This is a genomic window from Streptococcus ilei (assembly GCF_000479335.1).
Lineage (GTDB): Bacteria > Bacillota > Bacilli > Lactobacillales > Streptococcaceae > Streptococcus > Streptococcus ilei.
Genome location: NC_022584.1, coordinates 1,538,576 through 1,556,585, shown reverse-complemented (window position 1 = coordinate 1,556,585; position 18,010 = coordinate 1,538,576). Strand labels below are relative to the sequence as shown.

10 protein-coding genes, 18 tRNA genes and 3 rRNA genes are annotated in these 18,010 nt (G+C 43.8%); all 31 read right to left on the bottom strand.

From position 1 onward, the window contains the following. Window positions 1-10: 10 nt before the first annotated feature. The 31 genes from N596_RS07285 to N596_RS07130 all read right to left on the bottom strand — a co-directional run bounded on the left by N596_RS07285 (window position 11) and on the right by N596_RS07130 (window position 17,912). Complete coding sequence (locus N596_RS07285) at window positions 11-3,736, bottom strand: phosphoribosylformylglycinamidine synthase (RefSeq protein WP_023027450.1); 3,726 nt, start codon at window positions 3,734-3,736, stop codon at window positions 11-13. Window positions 3,737-3,787: 51 nt separating this feature from the next. Continuing rightward, on the bottom strand, window positions 3,788-4,495 hold the full coding sequence (gene purC / locus N596_RS07280; RefSeq protein WP_023027449.1) for a phosphoribosylaminoimidazolesuccinocarboxamide synthase: 708 nt from the start codon (window positions 4,493-4,495) through the stop codon (window positions 3,788-3,790). Between the two features lie 169 nt (window positions 4,496-4,664). Next, window positions 4,665-4,910, bottom strand: a complete 246-nt coding sequence (locus N596_RS07275) for an acyl carrier protein (RefSeq protein WP_023027448.1) — start codon at window positions 4,908-4,910, stop codon at window positions 4,665-4,667. Further along, window positions 4,907-5,911: a phosphate acyltransferase PlsX gene (gene plsX, locus N596_RS07270; RefSeq protein WP_023027447.1), complete on the bottom strand. Its 1,005-nt coding sequence runs from the start codon at window positions 5,909-5,911 to the stop codon at window positions 4,907-4,909. Before plsX ends, N596_RS07275 begins: the two co-directional genes overlap by 4 nt. After that, on the bottom strand, window positions 5,908-6,687 hold the full coding sequence (gene recO / locus N596_RS07265; protein ID WP_023027446.1) for a DNA repair protein RecO: 780 nt from the start codon (window positions 6,685-6,687) through the stop codon (window positions 5,908-5,910). The genes plsX and recO overlap by 4 nt, the downstream gene beginning before the upstream one ends. Beyond that, on the bottom strand, window positions 6,671-7,852 hold the full coding sequence (locus N596_RS07260; protein ID WP_023027445.1) for a pyridoxal phosphate-dependent aminotransferase: 1,182 nt from the start codon (window positions 7,850-7,852) through the stop codon (window positions 6,671-6,673). The genes recO and N596_RS07260 overlap by 17 nt, the downstream gene beginning before the upstream one ends. 163 nt (window positions 7,853-8,015) lie before the next feature. After that, window positions 8,016-8,864, bottom strand: coding sequence for a class B sortase, LPKTxAVK-specific (gene srtB, locus N596_RS07255; protein WP_023027444.1), 849 nt, complete (start codon window positions 8,862-8,864; stop codon window positions 8,016-8,018). A 93-nt stretch (window positions 8,865-8,957) separates the two neighbouring features. After that, the gene (gene abpA, locus N596_RS07250; protein ID WP_042361305.1) at window positions 8,958-9,584 is read right to left on the bottom strand and encodes an amylase-binding adhesin AbpA; all 627 of its coding nucleotides are present in this window, start codon (window positions 9,582-9,584) and stop codon (window positions 8,958-8,960) included. 379 nt (window positions 9,585-9,963) lie between these two features. Then, window positions 9,964-10,938 carry a ribose-phosphate diphosphokinase gene (locus tag N596_RS07240; protein ID WP_023027441.1) on the bottom strand — a complete coding sequence of 325 codons (975 nt, stop codon included), beginning with the start codon at window positions 10,936-10,938 and terminating at the stop codon, window positions 9,964-9,966. A gap of 160 nt (window positions 10,939-11,098) precedes the next feature. Next, window positions 11,099-12,343 carry a peptidoglycan hydrolase PcsB gene (gene pcsB / locus N596_RS07235; RefSeq protein ID WP_023027440.1) on the bottom strand — a complete coding sequence of 415 codons (1,245 nt, stop codon included), beginning with the start codon at window positions 12,341-12,343 and terminating at the stop codon, window positions 11,099-11,101. Window positions 12,344-12,487: 144 nt separating this feature from the next. Beyond that, window positions 12,488-12,575, bottom strand: a tRNA-Ser gene (locus N596_RS07230). Window positions 12,576-12,578: 3 nt separating this feature from the next. Further along, a tRNA-Ile gene (locus tag N596_RS07225) sits at window positions 12,579-12,652 on the bottom strand. A gap of 33 nt (window positions 12,653-12,685) precedes the next feature. Further along, window positions 12,686-12,756 (bottom strand) — tRNA-Gly (locus tag N596_RS07220). Window positions 12,757-12,773: 17 nt separating this feature from the next. Then, window positions 12,774-12,846: transfer RNA gene (locus N596_RS07215), tRNA-Phe, on the bottom strand. 5 nt (window positions 12,847-12,851) lie between these two features. Next, window positions 12,852-12,925, bottom strand: a tRNA-Met gene (locus tag N596_RS07210). A gap of 9 nt (window positions 12,926-12,934) precedes the next feature. Continuing rightward, window positions 12,935-13,024, bottom strand: a tRNA-Ser gene (locus tag N596_RS07205). Window positions 13,025-13,033: 9 nt separating this feature from the next. Continuing rightward, window positions 13,034-13,107 (bottom strand) — tRNA-Ile (locus N596_RS07200). A gap of 16 nt (window positions 13,108-13,123) precedes the next feature. Beyond that, window positions 13,124-13,197 (bottom strand) — tRNA-Met (locus tag N596_RS07195). 5 nt (window positions 13,198-13,202) lie between these two features. Beyond that, window positions 13,203-13,276: transfer RNA gene (locus N596_RS07190), tRNA-Pro, on the bottom strand. A 19-nt stretch (window positions 13,277-13,295) separates the two neighbouring features. Beyond that, window positions 13,296-13,369 (bottom strand) — tRNA-Arg (locus N596_RS07185). A 36-nt stretch (window positions 13,370-13,405) separates the two neighbouring features. Further along, window positions 13,406-13,479: transfer RNA gene (locus tag N596_RS07180), tRNA-Arg, on the bottom strand. Between the two features lie 21 nt (window positions 13,480-13,500). Then, a tRNA-Leu gene (locus N596_RS07175) sits at window positions 13,501-13,586 on the bottom strand. Window positions 13,587-13,593: 7 nt separating this feature from the next. Continuing rightward, a tRNA-Gly gene (locus N596_RS07170) sits at window positions 13,594-13,665 on the bottom strand. A gap of 23 nt (window positions 13,666-13,688) precedes the next feature. Beyond that, a tRNA-Thr gene (locus N596_RS07165) sits at window positions 13,689-13,761 on the bottom strand. 17 nt (window positions 13,762-13,778) lie between these two features. Beyond that, window positions 13,779-13,860 (bottom strand) — tRNA-Leu (locus N596_RS07160). A gap of 5 nt (window positions 13,861-13,865) precedes the next feature. Beyond that, window positions 13,866-13,938, bottom strand: a tRNA-Lys gene (locus N596_RS07155). A gap of 31 nt (window positions 13,939-13,969) precedes the next feature. Then, a tRNA-Asp gene (locus tag N596_RS07150) sits at window positions 13,970-14,042 on the bottom strand. Between the two features lie 2 nt (window positions 14,043-14,044). Then, window positions 14,045-14,117, bottom strand: a tRNA-Val gene (locus tag N596_RS07145). A gap of 128 nt (window positions 14,118-14,245) precedes the next feature. Further along, window positions 14,246-14,361, bottom strand: a 5S ribosomal RNA gene (rrf, locus tag N596_RS07140). A gap of 452 nt (window positions 14,362-14,813) precedes the next feature. Beyond that, window positions 14,814-14,929 (bottom strand): 5S ribosomal RNA (gene rrf / locus N596_RS07135). 80 nt (window positions 14,930-15,009) lie between these two features. Beyond that, a 23S ribosomal RNA gene (locus N596_RS07130) occupies window positions 15,010-17,912 on the bottom strand. Window positions 17,913-18,010 lie beyond the last annotated feature (98 nt).

Below are 18,010 nucleotides of genomic sequence, written 5' to 3'. Positions count from 1 at the left end.
TGTATACCTTTTATTTTCCAGTAAAATATTGAACCGCTGATGCAAAGAGATGCTGGTCTTTATTTCCTGGAATATTTTGGAAGAGACCGTCTTCGAAACGTTCTGAGTGTCCCATCTTCCCAATGATTTGACCGTTCTTGCTAGTGATTCCTTCAATCGCATGGACAGAACCATTTGGATTGTATTTAGAATCCATGCTAGGTTTTCCTTCGAAGTCAACGTATTGGCTAAAAATTTGACCATTGTCACGAAGCTCTGCAAATTCCTCAGCTGTCACGACAAACTTCCCTTCACCGTGTGATACTGGGATAGCATGGATGTCACCAACTTCCACGCCAGCAAGCCATGGTGAGTTCGTGTTTGCAATCCGTGTTTCCACCATCTTAGCCACGTGTTGGTTGGCATCGTTGTAGAAAAGGGTTGGACTGGTACTGCTTGCATCTTCAAAGTTACCGTATGGAAGGAGACCTGATTTAACAAGGGCTTGGAATCCATTACAGATACCGATGATCAAACCACCACCTTCGATAAAGTGATCAATAGCTGCACGTACTTTTTCATTGAGCAAGATATTCACGATAAATTTAGCTGATCCATCTGGTTCATCTGCTGCTGAGAAGCCACCCGCAAAGAAGATAATGTTGGCTTTTTCGATGTTGTCAACCATGGTGTCAACTGACTTGACAATCGCTTCTTCATTTAATGTGACAAATGGCACTAAGTTGACTGTTGCACCTTCTTTTTCAAAGGCCTTAGCGGAGTCATACTCAGAGTTGGTTCCTGGGAATACTGGGATGTAAACCACTGGTTTTTCCACTGCTTCTTTAGCTTTAATAACAGGATTTGATGCAACAGCAGGTACTTCTTCCAGTTCAGTAGCCTGTTCAAACTCTGTTGGATAAACTTCTTCCAACTTACCTTGGAAGGCACTGTCAAGCTTGTGTCCATCAAGCGTTACACCGTTGACAAGCAGTGTAAAGTCTGCAACTGTTTGTCCAATCTTCTCAACACCTGCAATTTCTTCAGGAGATGTGAAGACAAATCCGCCTAATTGAGCTGTCAAGCTGGTGTCAAGATCAGCTAATTGAACAGTGGCACCAATATGGTTCCCAAAGCTTGCAAGGGCAAGAGCTTCAAGGACACCACCATATTTGACAGCTGATGCGGCTGTCACTTTGTGAGCCTTTTGAATGGCTTCAAATTGAGCAAAGTTCGACTTGATGAGATCAAAGTCAATCTCTTGGGTTAAAGCTTGACCTGGGATGTAGTAGATATGTTCACCAGCAGCCTTAAATTCTGGAGAAAGAACCTTACGGCTGTCTGCTGTTGTCACCCCAAAAGCAACCAAGGTTGGTGGTACTGTCAATTCTTCAAAAGTACCAGACATAGAGTCCTTCCCACCAATAGATGGCAAACCAAGTTGAATCTGAGCTTCAATAGATCCAAGAAGAGCAGCTACTGGTTGACCAAAACGCTCTGCTTGTTTATCCATCCGCTCGAAGTACTCTTGGTAAGAGAAACGAGCCTTAGACCAGTTTGCACCAGCAGCAACCAAACGAGCGGTTGCTTCAATGACCGCATAAGCAGCTCCATGATATGGAGACCATTCAGCTACATAAGGGTTAAAACCTTGGGCCATGACAGAGGCCGTTGTGGTCACTCCATGTTGGACTGGCAATTTCTGAACAGAAGCTTCCGTTGGTGTGAGTTGGTAGCGACCACCAAGTGGGTGATTGACTGTTGAACGACCAACCGAGCTATCAAAGATAGTTTGTAAACCTTTTTGACTGGCGTGGTTAAGGTCAGCCAATACTGCAAGAGTATCTGCTTCAAGGGTTTTAGCAGATGTTTGGCGTTCTTCTGGGAGCTTGACATCCTTGTCAACTACCTTAGCATCGACAACTACCCGTACTCCGTTTGTATCAAGGAAACGACGTTCCAAATCAACGATGGTTTGGCCATTCCAGTGCATGACAAGATTTGGTTTCTCCGTCACAGTTGCCACGACAACCGCATCAATATTTTCTTTGTTACATTCAACAACGAAGGCATCTACATCTTCTGGACGAACCACCACTGCCATCCGTTCTTGTGATTCAGAAATGGCAATTTCGGTTCCGTTCAAACCTTGGTATTTCAATGGCACTTTGTCTAGATCAATTTCAAGACCATCTGCCAATTCACCGATAGCCACACAGACACCACCAGCTCCAAAGTCATTTGATTTCTTGATCAGACGGGTCACATCCCCATTACGGAAAAGACGTTGAATCTTCCGTTCTTCGATGGCATTCCCTTTTTGAACCTCAGCACCAGCTGTTTCAACCGATTCAACCGTTTGAACTTTAGAAGAACCGGTCGCACCACCGACACCGTCACGTCCAGTCTTCCCACCGAACAAGATAATCACATCACCAGCTTCAGGTTTTTCACGGACAACATTTTCCTTAGGAGCTGCACCGACAACGGCACCTAGTTCCATACGCTTAGCAACGAATCCTGGGTGGAAGTATTCACGAACATAGGTTGTTGCAAGACCAATTTGGTTCCCATATGAAGAATAGCCATGAGCCGCTGTTTTAGAAATCACTTGTTGTGGCAATTTACCAGCGCGAGTCGCTGAAATCGGAGCTGTAATATCACCAGCACCTGAGATACGCATGGCTTGGTAAACGTAAGAGCGACCTGACAATGGGTCACGAATGGCACCACCGATACAAGTAGCCGCTCCACCAAATGGTTCAATTTCCGTTGGGTGGTTATGAGTTTCGTTCTTGAACATAAGAAGCCATGGTTCTTTGACACCATTGACATCTACTTCAATTTCAACTGAGCAGGCATTGATTTCATCAGACACTTCCATGTCATTCAAACGACCATTGGCACGCTCATAGCGACCAAAAATAGTCGCCATATCCATCAAGGTTTGAGGTTTTTCCGTACGTCCCAACTCATCACGCATGGCGATATACTTGTCATAAGTCGCTTGCAATTGTTTTTGGAATTTAGAAGCTGAGAAGTCGATGTTTTTCAACTCAGTCTCGAACGTTGTGTGACGGCAGTGGTCAGACCAGTAAGTATCCAACACCTTAAGCTCCGTCTCCGTTGGTACCCGTCCAATTGACTTGAAATAGTCTTGAATGAAGAGAAGGTCATCCACTTCCATGGCCAATCCTTGCTCTGCCTTATACTGTGCAAAATCTTCTGCTGTATAAGTTTCAAAGAAATCCAAGCTTGGAATGGTCTTATCAGACTCAGAGAAATCCTGCTTGGCAATGCCAAGAGTGATATCTTTGAAACGAGAGTCCACCGGGTTCAAGAGATAGTTTTTAACAGCTTCCAATTCATTCGCATCAATATCCTTGTTAACCAAGTACAATTGAGCAGTATTGACTGTTACATCACTTGAGCTACCAAGCAATAGCAAAGCTTCTTGTGAAGATGCTGCACGTTGGTCAAATTGACCAGGCAAGCTTTCGATAGCAAAGAAAGCATAGTTAGCAAGATCTGCCTTGATCGTAGCTTCATCCAAAACAGTATCGGTCACTTGCTCAGAGAAGATATGTTTCTCCGCACGCGCAAACAAGTCCTCTGCCAAATTAAAGACATCGTAAACCTGCACAATCCGAAGATCCTTCAAAGTTTTCAACTGAAGATTATGCTGTAATTCTTTTAGTAAAGAGTGAGATTTCACACGAAAATCAGCTTTTTTCTCAACGAAAATACGTTTATCCATTTTATTTCCTTTATATCTATTCAAATAGGTTATTGAAGCTGAAGAAAATCATTACTTCAAGCCCTGCAATTTTTCTAAAACAACCTTATATACATCTGTCAGACTGCCCAAGTCTCTACGGAAAACATCCTTGTCCATATGGTGCCCTTCTGCATCCCAAAGGCGACAGTTATCTGGTGAGAATTCATCGGCCAAGATAATCTTGCCATCCTTATCAAAACCAAATTCCAATTTAAAGTCAATCAAACGCAGACCAATTTGCTCAAACCAACTCTTCAACAACTCATTGATACGACGTGTTTCTTCCTTGATATAAGCAATTTGCTCATCATTAGCAATATCCAAAAACTTCACATGCTCATCATTGATAAAGGGATCATCCAACTCATCGTTTTTGTAGTAAAATTCAACGATTGGAGTTTTTAAGTCTAAACCTTCTTCAACACCAAAACGTTTTGAGAAAGAACCCGCAGTCACGTTACGAAGCACAACCTCCAAAGGAATGATGGTCACCTTCTTGTTGAGTTGTTCGGTGTCAGAAATACGTTCGATAAAGTGTGTCGCTACACCCGCAGCATTTAATTTTTCAAAAATAAGAGACGAAATCTGATTATTCAGCACACCTTTGCCCTCAATGGTCTCTTTGCGAGCTCCATTCAGCATGGTTGCCTGGTCCTTGTAGACCGACTTAATCACATGTTCGTCTTCCGTACTATAAATATCTTTTGCTTTCCCCGTATAAATTAATTGATCGGACATCTTCTTGTTCGCCTTTCATCTTTTATCCCTTTCAGTGTATCACAGAGATGTTGTTTTTTCAAGTTAAATCCGTATCTTGTTAGCTTGTAATACAAAAATAATAAGAGATTGAATCAAAAAGATTCAACCTCTTATTTTTAGATGCTTATTCGTTCGTAAAAACCGAACTTTATTTGCTTGTTTTCTTCAAAACGTAGTCTACCATATCTCCAACAGTTGCCATGGCATCAATGTCTTTATCTGGGATGTCAATTTGGTAGGCTTCTTCCAAATAAATAATGTATTCCATGAGATCAACGGAATCTACTTCCAAGTCCTTTCGTAAATCTAAATCCAAAGTAACCTCATAGTCAGATCCCTTATGATCTTGAATCAACCCTTCAACTAGTTTAAAAATTTCTTGATGACGACTCATTTCTCTTCCTCCAATTCTGATAATTCAACCACAGATTTACGAATAACATCTGTTTCCAACATGGTCCGGATCTGGCGGATCGTACTATAGACTGCCTTGGCATCACTAGAACCATGGGTTTTCACGACAGGGGCTTGCAAGCCAAACAAGACCGCACCTCCAACATCTGAATAATCCAAGGTCTTTTTCAAACCTCGTAGATCATTCTTCAAGAGGAGGGCTCCAATCTTAGCTTTCAACCCGCCACCACTAAGGACCGTTTTCAACTGTTTAAAGAGGCCCAGAGCAGTTCCTTCCATTGTCTTAAGGACAGCGTTTCCTGTAAATCCATCTGTCACAATGACGTCAGCAACTCCATCCATCAAGTCACGCGCTTCTACATTTCCTACAAAATTAAGAGAAGGATCTGCTGCTAATAATTGATAGGTCTCCTTGCGTAGGGGATCACCCTTGCTTTCCTCTGTTCCGTTATTTAAGAGACCGATACGAGGCCGCTTAATGCCACGGACATTCTCTGCATAATAGGCTCCCATAATCGCATATTGGTGCAAGTGTGTTGGCGTATTTTCAGCATTTGCCCCCAGATCCAACATATCATAGCCCTTCCCATCAAGGGTAGGAAGAGTCGACATCAAACCTGGACGATCGATGACCTTGATCCGACCGACGATGAAGTAACCAGAGGCAAGAAGAGCCCCTGTATTTCCTGCAGAAAGCATGGCATCCGCTTCTCCATTCTTAACTGCATGCGCTGCTAAGACCATGCTGGCTTGCTTTTTCCGACGAATCGCACGAGTCGGCTCATCATCTGAGTTGATTTTCTCATCCGTATGGACGATGGATACCCGTTCAGTTGCTGTCAGGTATTGCTTAATTTTAGCCTCATCCCCATACAAAATGACTTCAATATCCTTAAATTCTTGTATGGCTTGATTGACCCCTTCTACCAGGGCCTGTGGAGCATGATCTCCACCCATTGCATCAACTGCAATTTTTTTCATTTCTTACCTCCAGACTGATCTTTTAAGATCTCTCCCCAGCTTCCTAGGGAATCAATAAATTTCTTAGATTTTAGATGAATGCCTACATATTCATCATAGAGTTGGTCTAGGCACTTTCTCAACTCTTTCTTCATCTCATCATGGATGGAAATCGTCTCTAACTCACTAAATTTCACAGCTTGAAAACGATCCAACAAATAGAGGGCGTTTGGATCCCAGTGCGCTCGTCTTTCGTCACGATCATAATGATCTGGGCAAAGGACACCACCCAAGCGGAATGAAAAATCAAAAGGCAACCCCACTCGATGACAGACACAACACTCATGGACGTTTAAGGCAACACCAAATCGGGATAAAATCTGCATTTCAAAAATATTGGTCAAGATTTCATAATCCAAGCCCCGATCCATCAATTGCAAGGTCTGCTCTAAAAAAGCAAATAAAGCTGGATCAGGTTGACGATCCTGTATACTAGCATCTGCCAAGGCCAGTATATAGGTTGCGTAGGAAAGACGAAAAAGATCTTGATTAATCCCTTGGAAACTTTGAACCTCATGAATATCTTCGATATAGCTGAGTCCGTCATCATTGATTTTCAGATACATATCCGCTAAAGTCAACGGTTGGATCATAGAATTCAACCGAGAACGATTGGCATGTTTCACGAAAAACATGAGCTTGCCAGCTTGCTCTGTAAAGATTTTAACCAGCTTATCGTCCTCTCGGTAATCCCGATGGTAGAGGACAATGCCACGACTCTCAATGCTCTCCAGCATGTTCTTTCATAAACTCCTTCAACCGACTCATCGCTTCTTGGATTACTTCCATACTTACTGCATAAGACAAGCGCACATATCCTTCGCCGTAAGGGCCAAAAGCCATTCCTGGGATAAAGGCAACAGCCTTTTCTTGGGCTAGGAGCTTCAAAAAATCGAAGGAGTCTTGGTTATATCCTTGTGGGATCTTAGCAAAAATATAGAAGGCCCCATCTGGGCGGATGATATCAAAGCCCATGGCAGACATTTCTTTGATGATATAATCTCGACGCTCTATGTATTCCCGTTTCATCGGCTCTGCGTCGTCTTTACCAACCGTTAAGGCTTCAATGGCTGCATACTGGTTCATGGTCCCCGCCGCAGTCACCAAGTACTGATGACTCTTGATTAAGTGAGCTGTCAAGGGAGCCGACGCAAAGATAAAACCGAGTCTCCAGCCTGTCATGGCATGAGACTTAGATAAGCCATTGATAATAATGGCTTGGTCCCGTAGATAGGATCCCAAGGAAACGTGAGACTGACCTGTATAGGTTAGCTCTGAATAAACTTCGTCACAAACGACAAAGATTTCATATTTCTTCAAGACTCTAGCCAACTCCTGCATCTGCTCCTTAGAGTAGGTGACACCTGTCGGATTAGCTGGGTAGTTGAGAATAACCGCCTTGATGCGATCTCCTTGCTCTTCTATGGCCTTTTCTAAAGCCTCTGGACTGAGGATAAAGCGATTGTCTGTCGTATCGATTTCGACGACACTAGCCCCCATCAGTTTAATAATAGGTTCGTAACCAGGATAAGCTGGTGCTGGTAAGAGCACTACATCTCCCGGTTCCAATATAGCGGTCAAGGTCGCAGAAAGGGCCTCCGTTGCCCCAATCGTGACCAAAATTTCATCCTCTGGTCGATACTGTAGGTTATATTTTTCAGCTACAAACTGACTAGCAGCTTCACGTAGAGCTAGCAAGCCACTCATCCCCGTATAATGACTCTGGTTGGCGTCAATAGCTGCTTTTGCTGCTTCCTTTACATGATCTGGCGTTGTAAAATCTGGTTCACCCAAGGTTAAGCGTAAAACACCTGGAATAGAAGAAATGGCTTGGTCAAACTGACGAATCAAGGAAATCTCGATTCGATTCAAATTTTGATTAAACCGTTTTGTTAAATCCATAGCCACCTCCAAAAAAGTTCTATCACCATTATACTATAAATGGAAAAGCATCGCAAAAAAGGGGCTAGTCCCAACTAAAATGATACAATAATGGCCTTTCTCATCAAAAAAGGACTTAGCACATGCTAAATCCTCTCATTGAATAAATTTTACCAAATCTTTTCTATTCTTGACCACGTGTTGCAACATAATTCAACTGATCACCATGTTTCGCCAAGAAATCCTTCATTTCCGAATCCGGAATTTGACGAAGGTAGAGATTGGAACGGATCGTTTCATCTTCTTCGCGACAAGTAGACAAGACTAGGTACTTATCAGAAGCATTGATTTTAATATTTGGATTTTTTGTACGCGCTGACTCATAGATGTTTTTCAACTGGGTAGTGAAATCTTCATCATCTGAAAAGCTGGTACGATAGAAAGCTGTTGTTTCAGGAACAATGACCAAGCCCATTGCTTCGTAATAATACTTGCGCTCAGGTGTTTCAATAACTACGTAAGGGTGCTGATTAAAGTACTCTTGGTTATCATAGAAATTAACATCATTAAACATGCGATGATCTGCAACTTTACTGCCACGTGCATGACCAAAGAGCCAAGTCAAACGATCGCTAAAGTCCTTTTTGTTATCTGTATCCATGAAAACAGTTCCCATAAGAGGTTCGTTTCCACCATCAAAAGTTTTATCCAAATAAGTAGCATTGTCCCCTGTTTGAACAACAGGCTCATCTAACTCAGTTCCTGGTGCATAAACATAACCAATTGTTTCTGGATTAACCGCAGTTAATTGGGCAAAACGATTTTTTAAATAATCTTTTTCTTCTTGACTTGGTTCATATTTAGCTGCTTGTTTGGTTGAGCTTGTACTAGTTGACTTTTTAGCTGTGCTAGAAGATTTTCCTCCCCCAAATGGATTGAAGAAAATAAAACCAGCAACAATCACGACGACTGCAGTAAGAGCAATAATGATTCCAACCAATTTATTTGAAGCTTTTTTCTCAGCTCTTTTCATTTCGTTGATCTCCTTATGACGATTTTTTCTCTAAAAAATATCACTGAGCCCTAGGACTCAGTGATATTCGTTTCGAGCTAATTAATAATCAAATTATTTAACTGCGCTTGTTTTTGGAAGAGTTTTACCAGCTTTAGCATCAGCTTTAACTAGGTTACCGTTATTGTCAACAGTACCAATAACGTTACCTTTTTCGTCTTTAACTACAACGTTACCATTTTCATCTGTAGTAACAGTAACATCTTTACCAGTTTGAGCTTTGATGTCTTCTGCAATACGAGTAAGGTTAGGTTTGTTATCTTCTACACCAGTTGGATCGTTCCAGTAGTTACCTTGGCTTTGAGCTGCTTCACGATATTTTTGTTGAAGAACTTGGATGTAACGGTTGCGAACAGTATTGTAAGCTTCGTTGTAAACACGATCAAAGTCTTCTTGAGCGCGAGCAAGTTTTACATCATGGTCATGACCAGTGTAATCTTTAGCCGCATCAAGAGCTGCTTGAGCTGCTACTACTGAAGGTTGTTTTGCAACTTCTGCACGAATTTCTGCATCGTGTGCTGCCACTTGTGCATTTGCTTCATCAGCAACGTCACGTTCAGAAACATATTTCTTTTGGATCAATTGGTTAGATGCATTTGGGTTTTCACCTTGTGCAAATACAGGTGCTGCTGCTGCAAAAAGTGAAAGAGCTGCTACTGATGATAATAAAACTTTTTTCATTGTTTTATCTCCTTTTTTCATTTTAAAAAATAATTCGTTACTTCGTAACTATTACTAGTTTACTACGATATATTTTATTTGTCAATAAAATCTGACCTATTTTTTAAATTAATTTTATATTTTTTTAGGTAAGAGAAGATTTGACTTTTAAAGTAGAAATCTTTTATTTTGTGAGTGTTTTACTTCTTTTATTTGATTGCACCACTTTTTGGCAAGGTCTTTTTTGGTAGACAAGGATCCATTCTATCCTCATTTTTTTGTGCTTCTTTCAACAACTCCTCCCTCTGATTTTTTATCTTACTTTCTTTTTTTAACCAGTTGAAAAACATATCTTTCCTTTCTTAAAAAAGAGGCTCTCTACAACCTCTTTTTTACATTTTTAAGATTTTTTCGCATTTCCAATTTCAAATAGAGGAGACAGAGGGCGTTTTTCATGGATGCGGATAATCGCTTCTGCCAATAGTTTAGCGATGGAGATTTGTTCAATTTTATCGATTAAGCGCTCTTCAGGTAGGTAAATGGTATCCAACACCACCAACTTCTTAATGGCTGATTTCTGAATATTGTCCATAGCTGGACCAGATAATACAGGGTGCGTACAACTTGCATAGACTTCTACAGCTCCTGCTTCAGCAAGTGCATCCGCAGCGTGGCAAATGGTTCCCGCAGTATCGATCATATCATCGATCAGGATACAAGTTTTCCCTTCAACGTTCCCAATGATGTTCATGACTTCGCTGGTGTTCATTTTATCAACACTCCGACGTTTATCAATGATGGCGATCGGTGTTTTCAAAAATTCAGCTAGCTTACGAGCACGCGTCACACCACCGTGGTCCGGACTGACTACCACATAGTCAGAACCAATCATGCCACGACGTTCAAAATAGTCTGCAATCAATGGAGCCCCCATCAAATGATCCACTGGAATATCAAAGAATCCTTGAATCTGAGCCGCATGCAAATCAATGGTTAAAAGGCGATCCACACCAGCAATCTCTAACATATTGGCAACCAATTTGGATGTAATCGGCTCACGAGCACGAGCTTTACGGTCTTGACGGGCATAACCATAATAAGGCATCACTACATTAATGGTTTGAGCACTGGCACGTTTTAAAGCGTCTACCATGATCAAAATTTCCATTAAATTATCATTTACAGGAGAGCTCGTTGATTGAAGAATATAAACCTCTTTACCACGAATAGACTCCTCAATATTGACCTGGATTTCCCCATCTGAAAATTGACGTACGGTCGACTTCCCAAGTGGCAATCCCATCTCCTTAGAGACACGTTCAGCCAAATCTTGGTTAGAAGATAAAGCAAACAGCATTAAATCCGAAAACGACATGATTTCCTCCACATAAATTTAACCACAATGTACAAATTGTACAAATCTTCTCTTTACCCATTGTAACGCTTTTTACATGATTTTTCAATCCATAATCCACCAAAAATTAAAATAGTAACTATAGTAAAAAACACCCACTAAAAGTGGGTGTTTTGAATTCTTAGTTTGGATAGATATAAGTAACTGTTCCTTGTGCATTAACTGGGTTAAACCATCCACGGTAGTTCCCAATGCTACGGATACCTAAGTAGTTAGATTCAGATACTTGGATACTTGTAGTTGACTGAACAGCTGTAACCACTGCTACGTGTCCATATCCACCGTCATTCCAACAAGCAATAGCACCGACTTGTGGTTGGCTACCAGTACGGAATCCAGCTGCTGCAGCACTTGCAGCCCACTGCGCTCCATTCCCCCAGTAATCACCAGCCCAAGGAGCCAATACTTTCGCACCCCAAGTACATTCACCTACTGGATATGAACTTGCAGAACTGCTGTATGTTGGACGACTAGCTGCAGCAGGTGTAGCAACAGTTTGAGTTTGAACTACTGGTGCTGCAGGAGTTGCAACAGTTGCTTGAGGTTGTGCTGCTTCAGCTGCTGGTGTTTGAGTAGCAGCTTGCACTTGTGCTTGCAAGTTCGTATTAGCAGATGCTTCTACAGCCTTACGTTGCTCTTCTTGTTGTGCGCGGTATGCTGCTTCAGCCGCTGCTGCTTCAGCTGCTGCTTTCTCTGCAGCCGCTTTTTCTGCAAGCAAAGCATTCTTTTCATTTTCTGCAGTTGATTTTTCAGCTGCCAAATTCAATTGTGCAACCTTCAACTCAGCTTCTTTAGTTGTCAATGCTTGCGAATCTTCATCTAATTTTTGTTGGTTGGCAATAACAGTGTTGATCGCTTCATTGTTTTCTTTTTGCTTAGCGTCAATTGCTTCTTTATCGCGTTTTTGCTCTTCGAGCATTTTGTTGTTGGCGCTAGCAATTTCATTCATTGCAGAAACACGTGAAATAGCTTCAGTCAAAGAACCAGAACTTACAATAGCATTAATGTAACTTGTAGCAGTTCCTGTTGTTTGAGCACTGCGTGCTTGGTTCGCCAATGATTCTTGACGAGCAACAATATTTTTAGAAAGCTCTTCAATCTCTGCTGAAAGTTTAGCAGACTCTTCGTTCAAACGATCATTTTCAGCTTTAAGAGTTTCTTGTTGCTTTTTGATTTCAGAAACTTGAGATTGAATTTGATCAACTTCTGCTTGTGCGCTTTGTTCTTTTGAACTCAAATCAGCAATCTTACTATCTTGTGCAGCAATTTTATCATCAGTAGAATCAGCTCCTACAGAAATAACTGTACCTACTTGTGATAAAGCAACTGTACTAAGTAAAATAGTCGTTAATAATTTTTTCTTCATAAAATAAAAGACTCCTTCATATAAGACACTAACTAGTATAACAGAAAATGAAAGATTTTATGTTACGCCTTTGTTACATTTTTATTTCTATTGATGTATTAAAATAACAAAAAAAGTTAGCTAGAAAGCTAACTTAATTTTATACGGAGAATGGGGGATTCGAACCCCCGCGCCGGTTACCCGACCTAACGATTTAGCAAACCGTCCTCTTCAGCCTCTTGAGTAATTCTCCTAATGGGCACGAGTGGACTCGAACCACCGACCTCACGCTTATCAGGCGTGCGCTCTAACCACCTGAGCTACGCGCCCAAGTAAAAAACTTGGTATTGAACGAATGTTCAAAGCGGGTGACGAGAATCGAACTCGCGACAACAGCTTGGAAGGCTGTAGTTTTACCACTAAACTACACCCGCTTAGTATTAAAAGAAAATGGCGCGAGACGGAATCGAACCGCCGACACATGGAGCTTCAATCCATTGCTCTACCAACTGAGCTACCGAGCCAAATATTGCGGGAGCAGGATTTGAACCTACGACCTTCGGGTTATGAGCCCGACGAGCTACCGAGCTGCTCCATCCCGCGTTAATATTAAGGAGGATGTGGGATTCGAACCCACGCACGCTTTTACACGCCTGACGGTTTTCAAGACCGTTCCCTTCAGCCGGACTTGGGTAATCCTCCAGCTAATTATGGACCTTGTAGGACTTGAACCTACGACCACTCGGTTATGAGCCGAGAGCTCTAACCAGCTGAGCTAAAGGTCCGACAAGATCAATAGTATAGCGGCGAAGGGGATCGAACCCCCGACCTCCCGGGTATGAACCGGACGCTCTAGCCAGCTGAGCTACACCGCCATAAATCGGGAAGACAGGATTCGAACCTGCGACACCTTGGTCCCAAACCAAGTACTCTACCAAGCTGAGCTACTTCCCGAACTAAAGCTTACGCTTTATGCACCCTAGAGGAGTCGAACCTCTAACCGCCTGATTCGTAGTCAGGTACTCTATCCAGTTGAGCTAAGGGTGCTCGTTCTTATTCAATTCTTACATAGTCTTGCGACCATGCACCCTAGAGGAGTCGAACCTCTAACCGCCTGATTCGTAGTCAGGTACTCTATCCAGTTGAGCTAAGGGTGCTTCTTCTCCAACCTAAGTCTATGCCGAGGACCGGAATCGAACCGGTACGATCGTTACCAATCGCAGGATTTTAAGTCCTGTGCGTCTGCCAGTTCCGCCACCCCGGCCTCCTCAAGCGAACGACGGGATTCGAACCCGCGACCCCCACCTTGGCAAGGTGGTGTTCTACCACTGAACTACGTTCGCATCTGTTTCTTTATATAAAAAAATGCCGGCTACATGACTTGAACACGCGACCCTCTGATTACAAATCAGATGCTCTACCAACTGAGCTAAGCCGGCTCATTATTATTCCTTTATGCGGGTTAAGGGACTTGAACCCCCACGCCGTAAAGCGCCAGATCCTAAATCTGGTGCGTCTGCCAATTCCGCCAAACCCGCTATAATGACCCGTACTGGGCTCGAACCAGTGACCCATTGATTAAAAGTCAATTGCTCTACCAACTGAGCTAACGAGTCGTATCATTATCTTCTAGAAACTGCGTTTCTACGGTCCCGACGGGAATCGAACCCGCGATCTTCGCCGTGACAGGGCGACGTGATAACCGCTACACTACGGGACCTATGGGAGTTAACGGGATCGAACCGCTGACCCTCTGCTTGTAAGGCAGATGCTCTCCCAGCTGAGCTAAACTCCCAAATGGTCGTCTAGCTCAGCCAACGGTGAGAAACTGCGTTTCTCTTATCCGCCGATTGGAATCTCGATTTCCTCTCAATTCCAACTAAGCTAAACTCCCAAAAAAGGAAGCGTCTAACTTCCTATCTTGCTAAGCGACTACCATATCTCACAGGGGGCAACCCCCAACTACTTCCGGCGTTCTAGGGCTTAACTTCTGTGTTCGGCATGGGTACAGGTGTATCTCCTAGGCTATCGTCACTTAACTCTGAATGATGAACATTCAAAATTGAATACCTATATTCTAACAAAAATCTAAACGGCTGTAAATATCCTCAGTTACTTTTTGGATAAGTCCTCGAGCTATTAGTATTAGTCCGCTCCATTGCTCACACAACTTCCACTCCTAACCTATCTACCTGATCTTCTCTCAGGGCTCTTACTAACATATAGTTATGGGAAATCTCATCTTGAGGTGGGTTTCACACTTAGATGCTTTCAGCGTTTATCCCTTCCCTACATAGCTACCCAGCGATGCCTCTGGCGAGACAACTGGTACACCAGCGGTAAGTCCACTCTGGTCCTCTCGTACTAGGAGCAGATCCTCTCAAATTTCCTACGCCCGCGACGGATAGGGACCGAACTGTCTCACGACGTTCTGAACCCAGCTCGCGTGCCGCTTTAATGGGCGAACAGCCCAACCCTTGGGACCGACTACGCTAAGCGACTACCATATCTCACAGGGGGCAACCCCCAACTACTTCCGGCGTTCTAGGGCTTAACTTCTGTGTTCGGCATGGGTACAGGTGTATCTCCTAGGCTATCGTCACTTAACTCTGAATGATGAACATTCAAAATTGAATACCTATATTCTAACAAAAATCTAAACGGCTGTAAATATCCTCAGTTACTTTTTGGATAAGTCCTCGAGCTATTAGTATTAGTCCGCTCCATTGCTCACACAACTTCCACTCCTAACCTATCTACCTGATCTTCTCTCAGGGCTCTTACTAACATATAGTTATGGGAAATCTCATCTTGAGGTGGGTTTCACACTTAGATGCTTTCAGCGTTTATCCCTTCCCTACATAGCTACCCAGCGATGCCTCTGGCGAGACAACTGGTACACCAGCGGTAAGTCCACTCTGGTCCTCTCGTACTAGGAGCAGATCCTCTCAAATTTCCTACGCCCGCGACGGATAGGGACCGAACTGTCTCACGACGTTCTGAACCCAGCTCGCGTGCCGCTTTAATGGGCGAACAGCCCAACCCTTGGGACCGACTACAGCCCCAGGATGCGACGAGCCGACATCGAGGTGCCAAACCTCCCCGTCGATGTGAACTCTTGGGGGAGATAAGCCTGTTATCCCCAGGGTAGCTTTTATCCGTTGAGCGATGGCCCTTCCATGCGGAACCACCGGATCACTAAGCCCGACTTTCGTCCCTGCTCGAGTTGTAGCTCTCGCAGTCAAGCTCCCTTATACCTTTACACTCTGCGAATGATTTCCAACCATTCTGAGGGAACCTTTGGGCGCCTCCGTTACCTTTTAGGAGGCGACCGCCCCAGTCAAACTGCCCGTCAGACACTGTCTCCGATAGGGATCACCTATCCGGGTTAGAGTGGCCATAACACAAGGGTAGTATCCCAACAACGCCTCCATCGAAACTGGCGTCCCGATCTCTATGGCTCCTACCTATCCTGTACATGTGGCACAGACACTCAATATCAAACTGCAGTAAAGCTCCATGGGGTCTTTCCGTCCTGTCGCGGGTAACCTGCATCTTCACAGGTACTAAAATTTCACCGAGTCTCTCGTTGAGACAGTGCCCAAATCATTACGCCTTTCGTGCGGGTCGGAACTTACCCGACAAGGAATTTCGCTACCTTAGGACCGTTATAGTTACGGCCGCCGTTTACTGGGGCTTCAATTCATACCTTCGCGTTACCGCTAAGCACTCCTCTTAACCTTCCAGCACCGGGCAGGCGTCACCCCCTATACATCATCTTACGATTTAGCAGAGAGCTGTGTTTTTGATAAACAGTTGCTTGGGCCTATTCACTGCGGCTGACATAAAGTCAGCACCCCTTCTCCCGAAGTTACGGGGTCATTTTGCCGAGTTCCTTAACGAGAGTTCTCTCGCTCACCTGAGGCTACTCGCCTCGACTACCTGTGTCGGTTTGCGGTACGGGTAGAGTATGTTTAAACGCTAGAAGCTTTTCTTGGCAGTGTGACATCACTAACTTCGCTACTAAACTTCGCTCCCCATCACAGCTCAATGTTATAGAACTAAGCATTTAACTCAATTCACACCTCACTGCTTAGACGTGCACTTCCAATCGCACGCTTTAGTTAGCCTACTGCGTCCCTCCATCACTACATACTCTAGTACAGGAATATCAACCTGTTGTCCATCGGATACACCTTTCGGTCTCTCCTTAGGTCCCGACTAACCCAGGGCGGACGAGCCTTCCCCTGGAAACCTTAGTCTTACGGTGGACAGGATTCTCACCTGTCTTTCGCTACTCATACCGGCATTCTCACTTCTATGCGTTCCAGCACTCCTCACGGTATACCTTCTTCACACATAGAACGCTCTCCTACCATACCATTAAAGGTATCCACAGCTTCGGTAAATTGTTTTAGCCCCGGTACATTTTCGGCGCAGGGTCACTCGACTAGTGAGCTATTACGCACTCTTTGAATGAATAGCTGCTTCTAAGCTAACATCCTAGTTGTCTGTGCAACCCCACATCCTTTTCCACTTAACAATTATTTTGGGACCTTAGCTGGTGGTCTGGGCTGTTTCCCTTTCGACTACGGATCTTAGCACTCGCAGTCTGACTGCCGACCATAATTCATTGGCATTCGGAGTTTATCTGAGATTGGTAATCCGGGATGGACCCCTCACCCAAACAGTGCTCTACCTCCAAGAATCTTTATGTCGACGCTAGCCCTAAAGCTATTTCGGAGAGAACCAGCTATCTCCAAGTTCGTTTGGAATTTCTCCGCTACCCACAAGTCATCCAAGCACTTTTCAACGTGCCCTGGTTCGGTCCTCCAGTGCGTTTTACCGCACCTTCAACCTGCTCATGGGTAGGTCACATGGTTTCGGGTCTACGACATAATACTAAAGCGCCCTATTCAGACTCGGTTTCCCTACGGCTCCGTCTCTTCAACTTAACCTCGCATCATATCGTAACTCGCCGGTTCATTCTACAAAAGGCACGCTCTCACCCATTAACGGGCTCGAACTTGTTGTAGGCACACGGTTTCAGGTTCTATTTCACTCCCCTCCCGGGGTGCTTTTCACCTTTCCCTCACGGTACTGGTTCACTATCGGTCACTAGGGAGTATTTAGGGTTGGGAGATGGTCCTCCCAGATTCCGACGAGATTCCACGTGTCTCGCCGTACTCAGGATACTGCTAGGTATAAAGACTATTTTAAATACGAGGCTGTTACTCTCTTTGGCCTACCTTCCCAGGTAGTTCTTCTATAATCTTTATGTCCACATTGCAGTCCTACAACCCCGAAGAGTAAACTCTTCGGTTTGCCCTCCTGCCGTTTCGCTCGCCGCTACTAAGGCAATCGCTTTTGCTTTCTCTTCCTGCAGCTACTTAGATGTTTCAGTTCACTGCGTCTTCCTCCTCATATCCTTAACAGATATGGGTAACAGGTATCACCTGCTGGGTTCCCCCATTCGGACATCCCCGGATCAGCGCTTACTTACAGCTCCCCGAGGCATTTCGTCGTTTGTCACGTCCTTCTTCGGCTCCTAGTGCCAAGGCATCCACCGTGCGCCCTTATTAACTTAACCTTATTAACCTAATTTCTTAAAAAATTAGAAAACTCATTAAATATTCACAGCGTTTTCGGTTTATTTTCTTGTTACTATTTGATATAGATATTCAATTT